Genomic DNA, 18,659 nt, shown 5'->3' on the forward strand with positions numbered 1-18,659 from the left:
CGCCACGCACGGTGTGGCCGTCGTCGGATCGGACTCAGCCGAGCACCACGTCGGCGACCACGACGCTACCGACGATCATCAGGACGCAGGTCACGGTGACCAGCAGCGCGTGCGCGCGGCGCCGTGCGGTCGGACCGGTGACATAGTCCTCCACCACCACCCACAGGCCGCACCCGGCATGCGCCAGCACCGCGGCCAGCATCAGCCAGTCCCACGTGACCCAGAGCGCCGAGTGCCAGCGGCGCCCGACGAAGGCCGGTCCGGTCCGCGCCACGTCGGTCGTTATGTGCGTCACCGTGAAATGGCCGAGTACGAGCACCGCCAGCAGCACGCCGGTGACCCGGATGAGCAGGTACGCCACGAGCCGGCCGGAAACGGCGCGGTGGGCGGTGTCCGGCCCGCGACCAGAGCGAGGAAGCACGTTCATGAGATCACCGGACCCAGGATGACGGCGCTGCCGGCGATTCCCAGCGCGGCGGTGAGCAACGCGACCGCCTCCAGCAGCCGCCGTGCGCCGAGGACTCCGAGATCGGCCAGGTCGACGAGGATCAGCCGCAGACCGTTCAACGTGTGGAAGAGGATCGCGAAGAGCAGCCCGCATTCGAAGACGCGCAGCACCGCCGTCCCGTACAGGCGGTGGACGTTCGCGTAGGCGGACGGGCCGAACCCGTACAGGGCGATGTCGGAGAGGTGCAGCGCGAGGAAGCCGAACACCAGGACGCCGGTGAGCCGGTGCAGGTAGAAGGCCCAGCGGTGGTACTCGGTGCGCTCGGCCGGCGAGCGCACCAGCCGCCAGAAGAGCGAGCGGGTCGGGTAGGCGCCACCATCGCTGCGTGCGGCCGCCCGCAGCATCACCGCGCCGAACGCTCCGACGGCGAGCAGGATGAGCGCGAGGCCGGCCAGGAACACTCCCTGTGCACAGGTCACGGTGCGGTCTCCTCTGGCTCGGGGACCAGCCGGGTCGCCTCGACCGGCCGGGTGGACAGGTCCGGGCGGCCGTCCGAGACGCGACGGACGATCACATAGCGGAGCCAGGCGTCGTCGCGACGTTCGGGGAAGTCGGAGCGGTAGTGAGCGCCGCGCGACTCCTCGCGGGCGAGCGCCGACTCGACGACCAACTGAGCCACGGTGACCTGGTTCACCAGGTCCAGCGCCTCCTGCCACGTGTAGTTCGCGGCCGCGGGCCCCGGCGCGCGCACGGCCGCCACCTGCTCGGACAGCCGGTCCAGCGCGGTGCGCGCGGCGAGGAGACCGTCACGGTCGCGGACCACGCCGCAGCGCGCCCACATCAGCTCCTTCAACTCGGTGGTCAGCGGAAACGGCAACGGCCCCGATTCACGGCGCAGCGGCGCGTACGCCTGGTGGATCGACGCGGCCACCTCCTCGGGATCGGGGTCTCGCAGCGGGCGACCGGCCGCCTCGCGGGCCACCTGATCGCCGGCACGTGCCCCGTAGACGGTCGATTCGGCCACGCCGTTCCCGCCGAGCCGATTGGCGCCGTGCGTGCCGCCGGCGTCCTCGCCCGCGACCAGCAGGCCCGCCATCTCCGTACGGCAGTCGCGATCGATGATCACACCGCCCATGTGGAAATGAGCGGTGGGCGACACCTCGACCGGCCCGGTGGCGAGGTCCTGCCCCACTTGGCGGGTACGCGCGACCATGCCGGGGAACCTGCGCTCGACCTCTTCCGCCCCAAGGTGGGAGATGTCGATGTGGACGCCCCCCAAACGAGTGCCGCGCCCGCTCATGATCTCGGTGTAGCTCGCCCGCGCGACGACGTCTCGGGTGCTGCGCTCCATGCGCCTGGCGTCGTACCGGGACATGTAGCGCTCGCCGTCGGCGTTGAGCAGCCGGGCGCCCGCGCCACGTAGTCCCTCTTCCAGTACGGCGCCGGTCAGCCGTGAGGCCCCGGCGAGCAGGCCGGTGGGGTGGAACTGCAGCATCTCCATGTCGCGCAGCGGCAGGCCGGCGCGGTAGCACATGGCCACCCCGTCGCCCGTCTTCTCCCGCGCCGGTGCGGCGATCTTCCACATCGTCGCAGCGCCACCGGTGGCCACCACGATGACGCGCGCCCGTATCAGCATGGCGCGGCCGGTGCGCCAGTCCAGCGCGGTGAGCCCGGCGAGCTCTCCGTCCTTGTCCCGGACGAGGTCGAGAGCGCGGACGTCCTCCAACTCGCGTGGGCCGACACGGAACATCTGATCCCGCAATCGGCCCATGATCTCGATGCCGGTCAGATCACCGCGGTGAACCGTGCGGTCGAAGCTCTGACCCGCGAACGCCTTCTGGTTGATCCGCCCGTCCGGCCCGCGGTCGAAGAAGCAGCCGACCCGCGTCTCGAGCTCGTTGATCACACGGGGGGCGTCGTTGACGAGAGTCCAGGCGAGTTCCTGATCGTTGAGGTACTTACCACCGTCGAGGGTGTCTCGGAAATGCGCGTCGATCGAATCCGACGGATCGAGGACCGCGTTGTAACCGCCCTGCACCATGCGCGTGCAGCCGGACCGGCCGACCGCCCCCTTGCTCACGAGCGCCACGGACAGCCGCGGGTCGGCCGCGTGCACGTGCAGTACGCACATCAGGCCGGCTCCTCCGCTGCCGATGACGGCGACGTCGGTGTCGATGACGTCCGGCTCAGTCGGGAAGCCCATGGGTCCTCCATCGCCGCAGTGCCCGGATCGCCCCGGCGGGGTCCAATCCCTTGGGGCAGGCATGAGTGCAGCCGTAGACGTAGTGGCATCGATCGACCCCTTGGGCCCGCGTGACGACGTCGAGCCGCTCCTCTCCCCCCGCGTCCCGGCTGTCGGCGATCAAGACCATCGCCCGGTTGAGCGCGGCGGGGCCGATGAAGTCGCGCCGGTCGTCGGCGATCGCGCAGCTCGAGAAGCAGGCCCCGCAGGTGATGCAGTCGAGGGAGGGGTCGATGCGCCGCCGCTCCGGCGTGTCCGGCGGGATCACGGCCGGCTCGTCCAGACCGTCCCGCGGTACGAGGTAGGGAGTGACCGCCGCCCACTCCCGCCAGAACGCGCCGACGTCCACGATCAGGTCGCGGACGATGGGGAAGCCGGCCATGGGATCGATCCGCAGCCGGCCGGGCTCCACCTTCGTCTGGCAGGCGAGGACGCTGGAGCCGTTCACGCGCAACGTGCAGGTGCCGCACATCGCGACCCGGCAGGAGAAGCGGAATCCCAGGGACGGATCGTGGTCCCGCTGAATGGCGAGCAGCACGTCCAGGACGGTCATCGGGGGCGTCCAGGCGACCTCGAAGTCCGTACGCGCCGCCGGGTCGCTGCGGGCGACCCGCACCCGCAGCGGCTCACTCATCACTCACCTCGATCCCGAGCGCCCGGTAGGCGGCGGCGAGCCGGGCCTCGGCCTGCTCGCCGACCGTTCGGTAGGAGGACGCGCCCGTCGAGTCCATCGTCACGAACAGCGGCCCGAAGTCGCGCACGCGGAACCTCCACAGACACTCGGGCATCAGGTCGGGCCAGAACACGTCCTCGATCTGCTCGATCTGCTCCGTCTGAACGCTCGCCGCACCACCGACGATCGAGAGGTAGACGCCGTTGTGCTCGCGAAACGCGGCCGAGGACTCATCGCTCAGGCCGCCCTTGCCGACGATCGCGGCGATGCCGAGCTCGGCAAGGCAGGAGCGGGTGAAGCGATCCATCCGCATGGACGTCGTGGTGCCGACGGAGACCGGATCGTAGCCGGAGTCCGGCCGGCGCCGTACGCTCGGCGCGGTGTGCAGGAAGATGCCGCCGCGCAGGTCCGCGGGGACTCGCCGGCCCTCGTCGAAGAACCGGATCAGCGTGGCGTCGCGGACACCCCAGATGACCCCGTCGATGAACAGCTCGTCGCCGACACGCAAGGACGCGACCGTCTCGGAGTCGAGCGGGGTGCCAAGCCGCTTCGGGCCGGTGTCAGTAGCCATATTCGACCCTCCCGTCCGCGTGGATCGTGGCCCGGGCTCGTTCGCCGCGCCAGCACTGGATGTTGACCGCGACCGGGTTCATCGAGATGTGCGTGTAGGCGTACTCCGCGTGGACGGCGAACGATGTCGTCGCGCCGCCGAGCCCCTGCGGACCGACGCCGAGTTGGTTGATCGCTTCCAGTAGCCCGGCTTCCAGCTCGGCGATCTCCGGCTCGGGATGCGGCTCGCCGATCGGACGCAGCGTGGCGCGCTTGGCGAGTGCCGCACACTCGTCGGCGGTTCCGCCGAGGCCGACCCCGACAACGGTCGGCGGGCAGGGCTTCGGGCCGGCGGCGACGACACTGTCGAGCACGAACTTCTTGATGCCCGCCTGCCCATCGGCCGGCGTGAGCATCTTGAGAAAGGACATGTTCTCCGATCCCGACCCCTTGGGGAGGAGCAGGATGTCAAGGTCGTCCGCGCCGTCGACGAAGTCGACGTGCACCACCGGCACGCCCCGGCCGGTGTTGCTCTGGTCGTTCTCCCGGGTGAGCGGGTGCACGATGCTCGACCGTAGCGAGTAGCGGACGGTGGCCCGCGCGATCCCGTCGCGTAGCGCGGCGATCAGGCGTGCGCCGTTCACCGCGAACTCGGTTCCGATGCGGACGAAGAACACGCAGATCCCGGTGTCCTGACAGACGATGATGCCCGTCCGGTCGGAGGTGCCGATCGCGTTGACCATGACGTCGAGTCGCCGCCGCGCCAGTCCGCTCTCCCGGTTCTGGGCGGCCGAGACCGCGCCGCGGACGTCCGGCGGCAGATCGGTGAGGGCTTTTTTGTAGAGCGCGCTGGAGATCTCCGCAAGGTCCTCATACAGCGTCGCGGCTGAGGTGGTGGTGGTGAGTTCGGTGGTGGAGGAAGTCACTGAACCTCCCGTTGTGGCGGCGTGGGGGCATCAGTTGAGGGCGGTGCGCGCCCGGCCGCGGTCGCCGGCGCGCCGTGCTCTTTCCGGGCGTGGCCCCGTACCTGCGTGAAGTGCTGTGGGCAAGTTGGTCTCGCCGGGCGAACCAGCTGCCATATCGACATGAGAGTGGATTGAGGTCTGACCACTCATTGCTCATGCTAGGCAGCGGTCCGTCGGTCGGTCAACGGGCAGATCCAACCCTTGACGTGTCCTGGATCACTTCCTACAGTGCAGGGCCAGTGGTCAGACCTCGGTCCACGAAACAAGGTGGTTACATGGCAAGGCTGATCGTCTGGGCATGGGCGTTCCTCGTGTCCCTCATCCTCATCCTCTATGTCGGCGCGCCCGTGTGGTTCTTCAACGACGCCAGTTCCACCATCGCAGGCATGCCGCCAATGCTGTTCTGGTTCGTCCTGCTGCCCTTTGTGGTGCCGGGGTTGATCGCCGCTCTCTACTTCTACGACCAACGCGCCATGCGGAAACTCGCCCGGCGGCGAGAGAAGGGTCCCAACAGATGAGCAGCTCGGTCATCCTCGCCCTCAGCCTGCTGCTGACCTTCGCCATCCTCATCGTCGGCGCGATGCTCGGGCGCACCCACAACAACGACCTCGAAGGGTGGCTTGTCCACCACCGCGGGATGGGGTCGGTACTCCTGTGGTTCCTGCTGGGCAGCGAGATCTACACCGCGTTCACCTTCCAGGGGCTGGCCGGATACTCCTACACGAAAGGTGCCGCCGGTTTCTACAACGTCGCGCAGAACGACGTCTCGTACGCGGTCGCCTTCCTCGTCCTGCCGTGCATCTGGGCGCTCGGCAAACGGTACGGCCACGTCACCCAGGCCGACTTCATCGCACACCGCTATCGCAGCAGAGGACTGGGGATCTTCACCGCGTTCGCCAGCGCGTTGATAATGATCGCCTACATCGACCTCAACATCGAGGGCCTTGCCGCGATCTTTCACGTGCTCGGCGGCAACGTCTCCCCGGTGGTCGGCAATCTCATCGGCTTCGCCGTGCTGGCGATCGCGGTGTTCATCGGCGGCATCCGGGGTAACGCGATGCAGTCGGTCGCCAAGGACCTCCTGATGTTCGTGGCCATCGCGGCCATTTTCATCGCGGTGCCCGTGCACTACTTCGGCGGCTTCGGAAAGATGTTCAACGCCTTCAACACGCGGACTCCTCAGTATTTCGAGCTCGGCAAGGTGGCGAAGGACCTCGGTCCGACGTGGCTGTGGTCCACCGTTCTGCTCACCGGACTCGGCCAGTGGATGTGGCCACAGTGGTTCGGCGCCGCCTTCACCGCCAAGAGCCCGCGGTCGCTGAAGCGACAAGCCGTGTTCATGCCGTTCTACCAGCTCGTGAAGGTCGCCGTCCTGATCGTCGGGTTCGCCGCCGTCATGGCGCTCGGCAGCGGGCACCCCGGCAACAACGTCGTGATGACGATGGCGAAAGAGATCTTCCCCGGCTGGGCGCTCGTGCTGATCGTGGTGGCCGCGATGTTGGCCGCGATCGTCCCCGGCGGGCCGATCGTGATGACCTCGGCCAGCCTGCTCGCCAAGAACGTCGTGCAACAACTGCGGCCGCAGACGGCCGACCGGACCGTATTCTGGCTCACCCGGGCGCTCGTCTTCCCGCTCACCTTCACCGCGCTGATCATCACGCTGTGGGCGCCCGCGCTCATCGTCAACGTGCTGCTGCTCGCGTACGCCTTCATCGCGCAGCTGTTCCCCGCCGTCGTCGTCGGCGGCATCTTCTGGCGGCGGGCGACCAAACAGGGCGTGCTGACCGGCCTGCTCACAGGCTGGGCGGTGACCGGATATCTCCAGCTCACCGGCCACGACACTCTGTGGGGGATCAACACCGGACTCATCGGCCTGGCCGCGAACCTCCTCGCGTTCGCGGCGGTAAGCCTCGTGACACCCGCGGTCGACGGCATCGAATCGGTACGCGAGACGCTCGACCTGGTCGCGGCGGACGAAGAGGCCACCGCCGGCGAACGCCGGAAGAAGGTGACCACGACTCCACGCACCGCCGCCGAAGGGGCCTGAGCGTGCCGATCACCGATCGCCGCTCCGGCCTGCCGCAGCCGTCGTGCCCCGCCCGGGCGGGGCACGACGGCTGCGAGGCGACATGGCGTTCCTGAAGCTCGCCGCCGGCAGTCTCGTCATCGCGCTCGCCGCCCTCGTCGGCGGCGCGACCGGCTTCGGAACATCGCTCGTCGGCACGCCCGCTCTGTTGCTGCTCGGGCTGACTCCCGGTGAGGTCGTCACGACCAACCTCTCGACGGCCCTCCTCACACGAATCGTCGTCGTCTTCCAGTTGCGGGCGCACATGGCGTCTCGCCGAATTCTGCTGCTGGTGATCGGCAGCGTGCCTGGAGCGCTGCTCGGCGTTCAAGCGCTGTCGGTCATCTCGGTACGCCTGATCACACTGGTCGCCGGAGCGTGTTCTCTGGCCGCCGGCGTCGCGCTTGCGCTGAACCTACGGCCACGACAGCCGCCGCCGGCCACCGCGGCCCCGCTCACCGCCGGCTTTCTCGGGGGCCTGCTCGGCACCACGACCTCGCTGAACGGACTCCCGCCCGCACTACTACTCGCCGGCGACGGCGCGATGCCGCTGACATTCATCGCCGACCTCGCCGGCTACTTCGCCGCCTCGAACAGCCTCGCGCTGGTCATCCTCGCTCTCCGGCATACGTTGGCCGTCTCGATCCTGACCACCGCCCTCCCCGTATGGGCGGTGGCGGCGCTCGCCGGCAACCGGGTGGGGCTGTGGATCGCTCCGCGCCTATCGACGGCGCGGTTCCGTACGCTCGCCCTGGTCATCATCATCGTGTCCGCGCTGGTGGCGATGGCGAACGCCCTCTGGTGACGACCTGGACCGCCACCCGTTTCTTCGGCCCGCGCCCGGACAGCGCGAAGATCCCTCGCACGGCTTTGGCCAGGCCGCCTGCGTCTCCCCGCCGATGATCTCGAACCAGAGCACCTCACCTGCGGTTTCACCCTGAGGGGGACGCGGTGGGCAGGTCGCGGCCGGGAGGCGTCGGCTCCCCTTTGGCGTCGTTCGTGGTGGTGAGCGGGAGTTCCGCGCGTAGGTTCGTCCCGGTGCCGCGGGGGCTGTCGAGTCGGATGCGGCCGCCGAGGGCTTCGACGCGGTCTTTGAGGCCGAGCAGGCCGGTGCCGCGGGAGAAGTCGGCGCCGCCGACGCCGTCGTCGCGGACGGTGACGTGCAGGACGGTGCCGGTGGTGTCGGTTTCGATGGTGACGGTGATGAGGGAGGCGTGGGCGTGTTTGGCGGCGTTGGTCAGTGCTTCGGCGACGAGGTAGTAGACGCTGACGTCGACGTGTTCGGGGAGGCGTCCTTTGGTGCGGACGGTGAGCTGGACGGGGATGGGTGAGCGGCGGGCGAGGGTGCGCAGGGCCGCGGCGAGGTCGCCTTTGGCCAGGATGGCGGGGTGGATGCCGCGGGAGATCTCGCGGAGCTGGTCCAGCGCGTCGGTGGCCTCGGCGGCGAGGTCGTCGAGTTCGGTGAGGAGTTCGGTGAGGTGTGGGGGTGCCGCCGCCTGTGCGGCGCGTATGCGCAGGGTCAGGGAGACCAGGCGTTGCTGGGCGCCGTCGTGCAGGTCGCGTTCGATCCGGCGGCGTGCCTGGTCGGCGGCGGCGACGATCCGCATGCGGGAGTTGGTGAGCTCGTTGCGGCTGGCGGCGTTGGCGATGGCGGTCGCGACGAGTTCGGTGAAGTCGGCCAGTCGTTGCTCGGTGTCCGGGGGCAGCGGTTCGCGGCCCGACCCGACGCCGATCGCGCCCCAGACCCGGCCCTCCACCACGATCGGACCGGCGACCTCGGAGCCGGATCCCGGCAACGCGGTGTCGGGGAGGTTCGCCCGCCGCGAGTCGTCCAGGTCGCGGCGGGCCACACGACCCGTCGCCTGGACGGCGGCCAGGGCCGAGTCCGGGGGAAGCCTGCCGCGCGAACCCGGTCGGGAGAGCGGGAGCACGGTGCCTCCCATCACCGTCGTCTCCCCGTCCGGTTCGAACCGCACGACCGCCGTGTCGTCGGCGCCGAGGAGCGTGGTGACCTCTTCGGCCACCGCCGTGAACATCGACTCCGGCGCCACACCACGGGCGACCAGCGTCGCCACCCGCCGCAGCGCCGCCTGCTCATCGGCGATCCGGCGGAACTCGGCGTACAGATGGGCGTTGTCCAGCGACACCGCGAGCTGACCCGCGATGAGCCTGACGGCGTCGAGCCGTTCGGCCGTGAACGCTCCACGGATGAGGCGGTTCTCCAGCAACAGCACCGCCCGCAACGTGCCGCGGCTGAGGATCGGCACGGCCAGCAGCGAGCAGAAGGTCACGTCGGAGAAGTAGGGATCGCGGGCGAAGCGGTCGTCGCGGGTGGCGTCACCCACCACCAGCGGCTCACCGGTGCGCCGCGCGTACCGCAGCACCGACATCGGGACCGCTCGTTCGTTGCCCTTTCCGCTGAGCATGGTGGTGCCGCCGCCCGGGGCCGGCAGGGACCAGCCGTGCCGGTCCTCGCTCCACAGCGGCAGGTGCACGCCGGTGGCGCCGGTCATCGCGCTGAGCACCCGGACCACGCGGGCGTGCAGCCGTTCGACGCCGGTCTCCGAGCTCAGGGCCTGCGACGCGGACAGGATGCCGAGCAGGTCGAGGGTCCCGGTCGGAACGGCGGCCCGCTGACGGACGTCATCCCCGGGCACCTCGCCGTACCGCTCGGCGGTCGTCTCGCCTTGTGGCCGCAGACGCGGGTACGCCCAGTCGAGCTGGGCGACCTTCGCGGTGGCGCCCCACGCGAGGTACTCGCGGCGCGCTTCGAGGAGAAGGTCATAGCCGACGTGTTCGACGCCGTGGGCGAGGTGGAAGCGGGCCGCGCGTTCGGCGATCAGCGCCTGGTGCCAGGGGCGCCGGCGCTTGGCGACCTCGCGCCGGGCGGCGTCGAAGGCGATGGCCGCGACGCGGAAGTCGCCGATCGCCCAGGCGCGCTCGGCCTCGACGAACCGCATCAGGTGCCGGAGGTTCGCCGGTGCGTCCGCGGTGCGGGCGGCCAGCCACCGCGTCACCTCCTCCAGTTCGGACAGCAGCCGGTCACGTTCGCCGCCGTGGGTGCCGCGGGCCTGCCAGGCAAGGGCCAGTCCACGCAACAGGCGCGTCAGGTCGGCCGGGTAGATGCCCGGCGCGATCGGCAGCAGCGGCATCGCCGCGGCGGTGTGCCGGGCCAGGCCGGCCAGGTCACCGAAGACGGCGGCCGCGATCGCGTGGTTGACGTGAGCGTAGAGAAGCGCCATCCGGTTGCCGGCGTATCCGTCGGGCGCCGGCTCACCGGCCGCACCGGCGCCTTCGTTGCGCAGCACCCCGAGCAGCCACCGGTAGCTGTCGAGCAACTGGCCGGTCTGTTCGTTGCCGGTACGCCACGCGAAGGCCAGCCCCTCGTTCGTCTCGGTGACGCAGTCCTCCAGCGAGGGCGCGCTGTCCAGCAGGCCTCCCACGGCCGGGTAGTAGGTGTAGCCGGCGTGGGTCAGGTCGCCTCCCGCGATCAGCCCCTCGCGGGCCTGCCGGGCCGCTCGGACGGTGTTCTCGATCGGCTCGAACCAACTGCCGATGACGGCGAACACGAACCGCGCCCGCGAAGTGTCGGGCTCGTGGCCGCGCGCCTCGCCCAGCGTCAGGATCCGCCGAATCGCCTGGTACCCGGCGGCGTAGTCGTCACGCAGCAACACGGGGTACAGGGCGGCGTGACTCGCCGGGGCGAGCAGGGCGCGGGCCGGGCCGTGTTCGATCCAGATCCGCAACGCCTCCATGCTCAGCCACGACAAGGTGGCGGAGTCGGCGGCGAAGTAGGTCGCCGGCATGATCGCGGTCAGCAGATCGGCCGCGGCGAGCAGAGTGGGATCGGTGATGTCCGGCCGAGCCACGTCGTCGGCCGTTTCGGTGTGATCCAGCCACCGGTACAGATAGTGGAACTGGTGGTCGAGTTCGGCGGGGAGGCGGTCCGCCGCCGGGACGGGGATGCCGCACTCGCGCAGCGACTCGATGCCCAGAGTGATCGCCTCCGCGATGCGGTTCCGGTTGGTCAGGCTTCTCACCTGCACACACGTCGCCTCCGCCCGCTCTGTGGCGCTGTCGCACAGTCGGACGATCACGCGGTACTCCTCGTCCGCCTCGTCCAGGCGCCCGAGGCCGTACAGGGCGGCGTGGCGGCCGGTGTGCACCTGGGCCAGCGTGGCGGTCTCGCTCGGATCGACCAGCCGCAGCGCCGCCGTCAGCAGCGCGTTGACCAGCGCGTAGTCACCGATCAGGACCGCCTGGTCGGCGGCCCGCCGCAGCAACTCCACCACCCGGCGCCGCTCCGCGGGATCATCGACCGCCTCCACCACCGGCAGGTACTGCTCCGCCGCCACCGCGAACCACTCCGGCACCGCGGCGAGCCGCCGCGCCAACGCCAGCCGCAAAGAGCGCCGCCGTGCGGGATCCAGCCCGCCCAGGATCACCTCCCGGATCCGGTCATGACGAAACCGCACCGCCGGACGCACCCCAGGCTCGATCACCAGCAGACCACCCTCCAAAGCCGGCGCCAGCGCCTCTTCCACCACCTCCGCCGGCTCATCGACGGCCACCCGCAGCAAATGCGTCTCGACGCGTCCACCCAGGCATGCCATCGCCTCCACCACCTGCCGCGACGGCGCCGACATGGTTTCGAACCGCGCCGCCGACAGGCCGGCGACATCGCATCGGCCCAGGTGAGTGTCCACGGCCGGCGCGTCCCACCGCCATCCGGTGGCCGTCGCCGCCAACAGGCCGCCACTGCGCAGCGTGTTGAGCAGCTCAACGGTCTCGTACGGATTGCCGGACGTGTACGGACCGATCGCCTCCGCCAGGCCCGCCGCTCTGGGCGGCTCGACATGTAGCATCTCCGCGACCATGTCGATCGTGGCGGACACCGGCAGGTTGGCCAGCCGCAGATGCCGCACCTGCGGCCGTTCCCGCCACCGCGACAACGGCGCCGCCAGCGGATGGGTCGCCTCCACACCCCCCTCCCGATACGCCCCCACCAGCAGCAGACCGTCGGTGGAGTCCTCGCTCAGCATCATCTCCACGAACCCCACCGGCGTCCGCCCCGCCCACTGCAGGTCATCGATGAACACCACCACCGGCCGCTTCCGCGACGCCACCACCCGCAACACATCCACCGCCATCCGCTGCGCCCGCACCTGCGTCGTCAACGGATCCCCCGGATCCGGCCGCACCCCCAGCAACGCCGCGAACTCCGGCACCACCGTGATCAACAAACCCGCATTCGACCCGACCTCCCGCAGGATCCTCCGCCGAACCTCGGCCAGCTCATCCTCCGGCTCGGCCAGCAACAACCGCCCCAGCGCCCGGAACGCCTGCCGCACCGCGTCGAACTCCAGATCCCGCCGATACTGATCGAACTTGCCCGCCACGAACCAGCCGTCCCGCCCCGTCACCACCGGCCGCAACTCATCCACCAACGCCGTCTTCCCCACCCCCGGCACCCCCGCGACCAACACCCCACGACACCGGCCCGCCAACGACTCCTCAAACGCCGCCTCCAACGCCGCGACCTCACCATCCCGCCCCACCAACCGCGACGGCGGCAACAACCGCAACGGAAAATCCCGCTCCCCCACCCGCAGCCCCGCCACCGCACCCGCCGCCCGCAACCGCTCCAGGTCATAAACCACACCCTCGGCCGTCTGATACCGGTTGTCCGGCTCCTTCTCCAACAGATGCATGATGATCGCCGACAACACCCCCGGCACCGCCCGATTCACCCGATCCGGCGGCACCGGCACCCGAGCCAAATGATCATGAGTCAACCGCAACGGATCACCCGAACCGAACGGCGGCCCACCCGTCACCAGCTCATACAACGTCGCACCCAACGCATACAGATCAGCACGCTGATCCACCGGCCGCCCCGTACGCCCCGTCTGCTCCGGCGCCAGATACTCCAACGTCCCCACGATCTCGCTGTGATGCGTGAACTCCGGACGAACCTCCACAAACGACGACGCCAACCCGAAATCCACCAACCACGGCCCACCACCACCGACAAGAACGTTCGCCGGCGAAATATCCCGATGCACCACACCCCGCCGATGCACCCCCGCCACCACCCGCGCCAACCCCAACCCCAAACCCACCACATCACCGACCACCCAGGGCTTGGGCGAATCCGCCAGACACACCCCACCCACATCCGCCATCACCATCGCCCCAGCACACCGCGGCTCCTCCACCAGCCGCGGAACCCCCACCACACCCCGCAACCGCTCAAGAACCGCCAGCTCATGCGACAACCGCCGCTGAGCATCCGGCCCCAACGGCTCCTTCACCACAACAGAACGCCCATCGGAGAAGACCAGGCGCGTGACACGCGTCTGTTGACTCTCGTGGACTGTTTCGGCCCGAACGGGCGGATCCCGGCCCGGCAGCACCCGCGCTCCCCCATACGACACCGTCTTACGCGGTCAGATAAACGATACGCACCCCCTTCACCGCTGATGTGATGTGCCGCCGGGCATGAGCGTGCGTGGACACATGAGTCCGATGAGTCATTGTCGGCCGGTCAGGTGGCGCGCGAGGTGGTCGACCACCTCGCGCGCGTCATCCTCGATGCCGTAGATGAAGGTGGACTTGCGCCGTCGCAGCACGGGCAGGCCCACCGCGTACAGTCCCGGGATGTCGACGACCCCGCCCTCGTGGCGCAGGCCGCCCTTCTCATCGACCACCGGCACGTCGAGCCATTCATAGTCGGGCCGGAAACCCGTCGCCCACACGATCGTGGCCATCTCGCCGCTGCGCAGGTCGACCTGCAGCCGCGGCGACTCGGGCACGCGCGTCGGCTCGAAGCGTTCGGGCGGAGCGACCTCGGCCTCACGCCCGTTCGTCCACGCCCACTCGTCGAACGTGTCCAGCAGGCGGTTCATCTTGAGGTCCGCGAGCGAGAACACGTTACGCAGCCCGCCGGAGAACAGCGCGCGCCCGTCGCGTACCGCCGCCCAGCGGCCGACCGGTTCGACACCCATCGAGGTGAGCGCGTTGAGGTCGAGCGTCGTCCGCTCGGGGGTCCCGACGAGTTGCGGCGAGGGCAGCCGCCTGGCCCGCGTGAGGTCGTCGACCTCGTCGTACCGCTGGTTCCACCGGCCCGAGGCGTCCATCCACCACAGCACATCACGTCCGCGGTACGTGCGCGGCAACCGCACCTGTTCCCCCACGGAGAGGGTCACCGGCCGGCCCGACCGCCTCAGCTCGGCCGCCAGCTGTACGCCGGTCGCCGACGCTCCCACGACGAGAACGCCGCCGTCGGGGAGATCCGCGGGGCCGCGGTAGTCGAACGGCGTGAGCTGCACGACGGATGCCGGAACCGCGTCGCTGAACGGCGGCACCGACGGCCGGTTGCAGGCGCCGCTCGCGATGACCACCGTCCGGCAGCGGATCTCGCCGCGGCTGGTCGTCACGTGGTATCCGTCGCCGGCGCACCGGACCGACGTGACGTTCGCGCCGGTCCGGACGGGAGCGTTCGAAATCTTGGCGAAGCGCTCGATGAACTCGATGACCTCCCCCATGGTCATGTAGCCGTCGGGGTCTGGGCCCTCGTAGCGGTGGCCCGGCAGGCGGCTCTGCCAGTTGGGAGTGAGCAGGCGCAGCGAGTCCCAGCGCTCCCGCCGCCAGGAGTTCGCGACCTCGCCGCGTTCCAGCACGACATGGTCGATCGACCGGTCGCTGAGGAAGTGGCTCACGGCGAGGCCCGCGTGCCCCGCGCCGATGACGACGGTCGTGACGCGCTCGATGACGTGACCCCTCAGGCGACTTCGACGGTGACGTTCGTCGGGTTCGTCAGAGCGTCGAAGACGGCGGAGCGCTTCTGGGACTGGGCCACCAGCGCCTCGATGTCCTGCTGTGACGCGTCCGCGTCGATGGTGAACGTCACCTTGACGTCGTTGAAGCCGTTACGGACGTCGCTGTCGACGCCGAGGATGCCGCGGATGTCGTGTGCGCCTTCGACCGTCGCCTCGACCGAGCGCAGCTGGATGCCGCGATTCTGCGCGACGGACGCCACGCCCGCCGTCAGGCAGCTCGCCAGGCCGACGAGGAGGTATTCGATCGGCGTGATGCCGTTGTCCTCCGCCGCGAAGACCTCCGGGTGGTCCGCGTCGAAGACCGCCTCGGTCTTGTGGTTCTGTTCCTGCCCGAGACCGAAGAAGCCCTGGATCGTCGTCGTACTGTGGACGCCCTTCTGCCACTTGGAGTTCGCCCTCCAGGTGAACTGCGCGGCCTCGGGCGCGCTCTTCAGCGCCTCGCGCGCTTCGAGCAGTGCCTGCACGTTGACTCCGTTGACGACCGTGGTCATGTCCTGTGACGCCCCTCTTGCTCTCAGTATTCCTACCGGAATGCTTGACAATACACCGGCAACGGCGGGCACCATAGGCCCCATGACAGAGCCGGTCACCACGTTCGCGGCAGGCTCGGTCGGTACGGTCGAAACGCGGCATCTCGACCTGCCGGAGCCGGTACGGCTCGACTGCGGTCGAGAGCTGTACCCGGTTCGCGTGGCGTACGAGACGTACGGCGTCCTCTCACCCCGGCGCGACAACGTCATCCTGGTGTGCCACGCGCTGAGCGGCGACGCCCACGCGGCGGGCCTCGCCAAGGCACAGCTCACGGAGAGCACGCGCGACGGGTTCGGGGCCGAGGACCGCGACGGGACGGCCGGCCAGGGTCTCGGCTGGTGGGACGGGATGATCGGTCCGGGCAAGGCGTTCGACACCGACCGATTCTTCGTCGTCTCCACGAACCTGCTCGGCGGCTGCCGCGGCACGACGGGACCGTCGTCGATCGACCCGGCGACCGGCAGGCCGTACGGCTCGGACTTTCCCGTGATCACGGTCGCGGACATGGTGCGGACCGAGCGCGCGTTCCTGGACGCGCTCGGCATCGAGCGGCTCGCGGCGGTGGCCGGGGGTTCGCTCGGCGGGATGCAGGCGCTCGAGTGGGCGATCCGGTACCCCGGCCAGGTCGACGCCGTCATCCCGATCGCCAGCACGCATGCCCTCCACCCGCAGGGTGTGGCCTGGAACGCCATCGCCCGCGACGCGATCATGCGCGACCCGGCCTGGCAGGGCGGCCACTACCACGGCACGGGTCGCGCGCCCGACGCCGGCATGGGCGTGGCCCGGATGGTGGGCCACATCACGTATCTGTCCGCGCCGGGGCTGAGCGAGAAGTTCGGCCGGCGGCTGCAGTTCGCCGACGACGTCCGCTACACGATCACCGAGCCGGAGTTCGAGGTCGAGAGCTACCTGCGCCACCAGGCCGAGTCGTTCGTCAAGCGCTTCGACGCCAACACCTACCTGTACACCTCCCGCGCGCTGACGTACTTCGACCTCGCTCGGCAGTACGGGGGCGGGTCGCTCGTGCGGGCGCTCGACGGCGTCTCGGCACGGACGCTGCTGATCGCGTTCAGCTCCGACTGGCTGTATCCGCCCGCCGCGTCGGAGCAGATCGCGGAGGCGCTGCGCGCCATCGGCCGGCCGGTGGAGCTCCACGTGATCGACGCGCCGTACGGCCATGACTGTTTCCTGCTCGAGGAGGCGCGGCAGACGCCCATCATCCGCCGGTTCCTGAACGAGATGACGTCGAGGAAGATGACCGAGTGACCGACACCCCCTCCCGTACCGAAGAGGCCCGCGCGTTCGGCTTCGAGACCCGGCAGCTGCACGCCGGGCAACGGCCCGACCCGAACACCGGCGCACGCGCGGTGCCGATCTTCCAGACCACCAGCTACGTGTTCGAGGACCCCGAGTCCGCGGCGGCGTACTTCAACCTGCAGGAGTACGGCAACACCTACTCGCGCATCATGAACCCGACCGTCGCGGTGTTCGAGGAGCGCGTGGCGAACCTCGAGGGCGGCTGTGGCGCGGTGGCGTTCGCCAGCGGGATCGCGGCGCAGGCGGCCGCGCTGTTCACGTTGCTGCAGCCGGGCGACCACGTCGTTTCGTCCTCGGCGCTCTACGGCGGGACGGTGAACCAGCTCAAGCACCTGCTGCGCAAGATGAGCGTGGAGCTGACCTGGGTCGATCCCGATGATCCGGACGCCTGGCGAGCCGCGGTGCGCGCGAACACGAAGGCGTTCTTCGCCGAGACGATCGGCAACCCGGCCGGGAACGTACTGGACCTCGAGGCCGTCGCGGCCATCGCGCACGAGCACGAACTGCCGCTGATCGTCGACAACACGTTCGCGACGCCGTACCTGTGCCGCCCGATCGAGTGGGGCGCCGACATCGTGATCCACTCCGCGACCAAGTTCATCGGCGGCCACGGCACGAGCATCGGCGGCGTCGTCGTGGAGGCCGGGACGTTCGACTGGTCCAACGGGCGGTTTCCCGTGGTCGCGGATCCGTCGCCCGCCTACCACGGCCTGCGGTTCCACGAGACTTTCGGGACGTACGGCTATCTGATGAAACTGCGGGCCGAGACCCTGCGTGACCTCGGCGGGGCGCTCGCGCCGCTCAACGCCTTCCTGTTCCTGCAGGGACTGGAGACACTGTCGCTGCGGATGGAGCGCCACGTCGAGAACGCCCGGGCGGTCGCGGAGTTCCTCGAGGCGCACGAGCTGGCCTCGAACGTGACCTACCCGGGCCTGCCGGCGAGCAGGTACCGGCCGCTCGTGGAGAAGTACCTGCCGCGCGGCGCCGGCGCGGTGTTCTCGTTCGACTGTTCCGGTGGCCGGACGGGCGGGCAGCGCCTCATCGGCGGCCTGACGCTCTGGTCCCACCTGGCGAACGTCGGCGACGCGAAGAGCCTGGTCATTCACCCCGCCAGCACCACGCACCGCCAGCTGGGTGACGAGGAGCTGCGGGCGGCCGGCGTGGGGCCGGGCACGGTACGCCTGTCGGTCGGCACCGAGTCCGTCGAGGACCTGATCTGGGATCTGGAGCGGGGCTTCGCACAGGTCGCCGCCGCATCGGGAGAGAAGGTGGCGAACTCATGAGCGATCTCGGGCGGTACCAGGACCCGTTGACGATCCAGCGGACGCTCCACAACGCCAGGTCGATCGCGATCGTGGGCCTGTCGGCCAACGAGCTGCGGGCGAGCTACTTCGTCGGCTACTACCTCAAGCGGCACGGCTATCGGGTGATCCCCGTCAATCCTCGTGAGACGGAGATCCTCGGGGAGAAGTCCTACGCGAGCCTGCTGGACGTCCCCGGGCCGGTGGACGTCGTGAACGTCTTCCGCGCACCGGACGCACTGCCGGGCATCGCGCGAGACGCCGTGACGATCGGCGCGAACGCCCTCTGGTGCCAGTTCGGCGTGATCAACGAGGAGGGCGCGCGCATCGCCGAGGACGGCGGCGTGACGGTGATCATGGACCGCTGTCTCAAGATCGAGCACGCCCGTTACGTGGGCCGGATGCACTGGCTGGGCTTCAACACGCAGCGCATCACGTCCGTCCGCGCCGGTCTGCAGTAGCGGCCGGAGGCCGATCGGCTACCAACTTGCGCCGGTATTACCTATTTAAATAGCATGAAAACCATGGTTTTTGGTCCGCTGCCGCCGGTGACATTCCGCCGGGCCGGGGTGCCGCCCCGGCGTGAGTTGCTGCTGACCATTCGGCGCGTGGTCGACTACGCGCAGGTCGCGAGCAGCCTCTGTTGTCGATGAGAACGGCACGGCGTCGCCCTTGACGGCGACGCATCTCCCCTTTTCACCCGGCCGGTCGAGCCCCGGCCGGTGCC

15 protein-coding genes are annotated in these 18,659 nt (G+C 69.7%); 6 read left to right on the forward strand and 9 right to left on the reverse strand.

Annotated features, from left to right (window positions below; genetic code table 11):
* Positions 1-34: 34 nt before the first annotated feature.
* Genes OG417_RS30940 through OG417_RS30965 form a run of 6 tightly spaced genes read right to left on the reverse strand, consistent with a single transcriptional unit; the run spans position 35 to position 4,838 of the window.
* The gene (locus OG417_RS30940; RefSeq protein ID WP_329236030.1) at positions 35-427 is read right to left on the reverse strand and encodes a hypothetical protein; all 393 of its coding nucleotides are present in this window, start codon (positions 425-427) and stop codon (positions 35-37) included.
* Entirely contained in the window at positions 424-927 is a 504-nt protein-coding gene (gene sdhC, locus OG417_RS30945) for a succinate dehydrogenase, cytochrome b556 subunit (RefSeq protein WP_329236032.1), read from the reverse strand. The genes OG417_RS30940 and sdhC overlap by 4 nt, the downstream gene beginning before the upstream one ends.
* The gene (locus OG417_RS30950; protein ID WP_329236033.1) at positions 924-2,651 is read right to left on the reverse strand and encodes an FAD-binding protein; all 1,728 of its coding nucleotides are present in this window, start codon (positions 2,649-2,651) and stop codon (positions 924-926) included. The genes sdhC and OG417_RS30950 overlap by 4 nt, the downstream gene beginning before the upstream one ends.
* Positions 2,635-3,324, reverse strand: coding sequence for a succinate dehydrogenase/fumarate reductase iron-sulfur subunit (locus tag OG417_RS30955; protein ID WP_329236035.1), 690 nt, complete (start codon positions 3,322-3,324; stop codon positions 2,635-2,637). The genes OG417_RS30950 and OG417_RS30955 overlap by 17 nt, the downstream gene beginning before the upstream one ends.
* The gene (locus OG417_RS30960) at positions 3,317-3,934 is read right to left on the reverse strand and encodes a FumA C-terminus/TtdB family hydratase beta subunit (protein WP_329236038.1); all 618 of its coding nucleotides are present in this window, start codon (positions 3,932-3,934) and stop codon (positions 3,317-3,319) included. The genes OG417_RS30955 and OG417_RS30960 overlap by 8 nt, the downstream gene beginning before the upstream one ends.
* Positions 3,924-4,838: a fumarate hydratase gene (locus tag OG417_RS30965; protein WP_329236040.1), complete on the reverse strand. Its 915-nt coding sequence runs from the start codon at positions 4,836-4,838 to the stop codon at positions 3,924-3,926. Before OG417_RS30965 ends, OG417_RS30960 begins: the two co-directional genes overlap by 11 nt.
* Before the next feature lie 314 nt (positions 4,839-5,152).
* Between OG417_RS30965 and OG417_RS30970 the strand changes: the two genes are divergently transcribed.
* The 3 genes from OG417_RS30970 to OG417_RS30980 all read left to right on the forward strand — a co-directional run bounded on the left by OG417_RS30970 (position 5,153) and on the right by OG417_RS30980 (position 7,747).
* Complete coding sequence (locus tag OG417_RS30970) at positions 5,153-5,395, forward strand: hypothetical protein (RefSeq protein ID WP_329236042.1); 243 nt, start codon at positions 5,153-5,155, stop codon at positions 5,393-5,395.
* On the forward strand, positions 5,392-6,924 hold the full coding sequence (locus OG417_RS30975; RefSeq protein ID WP_329236044.1) for a sodium:solute symporter family protein: 1,533 nt from the start codon (positions 5,392-5,394) through the stop codon (positions 6,922-6,924). The genes OG417_RS30970 and OG417_RS30975 overlap by 4 nt, the downstream gene beginning before the upstream one ends.
* Positions 6,925-7,006: 82 nt before the next feature.
* Positions 7,007-7,747, forward strand: a complete 741-nt coding sequence (locus OG417_RS30980; RefSeq protein WP_329236046.1) for a sulfite exporter TauE/SafE family protein — start codon at positions 7,007-7,009, stop codon at positions 7,745-7,747.
* Between the two features lie 127 nt (positions 7,748-7,874).
* Here the strand turns inward: OG417_RS30980 and OG417_RS30985 are convergent, their stop codons facing one another.
* The 3 genes from OG417_RS30985 to OG417_RS30995 all read right to left on the reverse strand — a co-directional run bounded on the left by OG417_RS30985 (position 7,875) and on the right by OG417_RS30995 (position 15,274).
* On the reverse strand, positions 7,875-13,133 hold the full coding sequence (locus tag OG417_RS30985) for an AAA family ATPase (RefSeq protein ID WP_329236048.1): 5,259 nt from the start codon (positions 13,131-13,133) through the stop codon (positions 7,875-7,877).
* A 342-nt stretch (positions 13,134-13,475) separates the two neighbouring features.
* Positions 13,476-14,729 (reverse strand): NAD(P)-binding domain-containing protein, encoded by a 1,254-nt coding sequence (locus tag OG417_RS30990; protein WP_329262745.1) that lies wholly within the window; start codon positions 14,727-14,729, stop codon positions 13,476-13,478.
* A complete protein-coding gene (locus OG417_RS30995) occupies positions 14,726-15,274 on the reverse strand; it encodes an OsmC family protein (RefSeq protein WP_329236050.1) in 549 nt (182 codons plus the stop codon). The genes OG417_RS30990 and OG417_RS30995 overlap by 4 nt, the downstream gene beginning before the upstream one ends.
* An 82-nt stretch (positions 15,275-15,356) precedes the next feature.
* Here OG417_RS30995 and metX point away from each other — a divergent pair, with 82 nt between their 5' ends.
* Genes metX through OG417_RS31010 form a run of 3 tightly spaced genes read left to right on the forward strand, consistent with a single transcriptional unit; the run spans position 15,357 to position 18,393 of the window.
* A complete protein-coding gene (metX, locus tag OG417_RS31000; RefSeq protein ID WP_329236052.1) occupies positions 15,357-16,580 on the forward strand; it encodes a homoserine O-acetyltransferase MetX in 1,224 nt (407 codons plus the stop codon).
* Positions 16,577-17,914, forward strand: a complete 1,338-nt coding sequence (locus tag OG417_RS31005; protein ID WP_329236054.1) for an O-acetylhomoserine aminocarboxypropyltransferase/cysteine synthase family protein — start codon at positions 16,577-16,579, stop codon at positions 17,912-17,914. The genes metX and OG417_RS31005 overlap by 4 nt, the downstream gene beginning before the upstream one ends.
* On the forward strand, positions 17,911-18,393 hold the full coding sequence (locus OG417_RS31010) for a CoA-binding protein (RefSeq protein ID WP_329236056.1): 483 nt from the start codon (positions 17,911-17,913) through the stop codon (positions 18,391-18,393). Before OG417_RS31005 ends, OG417_RS31010 begins: the two co-directional genes overlap by 4 nt.
* The last annotated feature ends 266 nt before the right edge of the window (positions 18,394-18,659 follow it).

The organism is Actinoallomurus sp. NBC_01490 (genome assembly GCF_036227085.1).
GTDB lineage: Bacteria > Actinomycetota > Actinomycetes > Streptosporangiales > Streptosporangiaceae > Actinoallomurus > Actinoallomurus oryzae.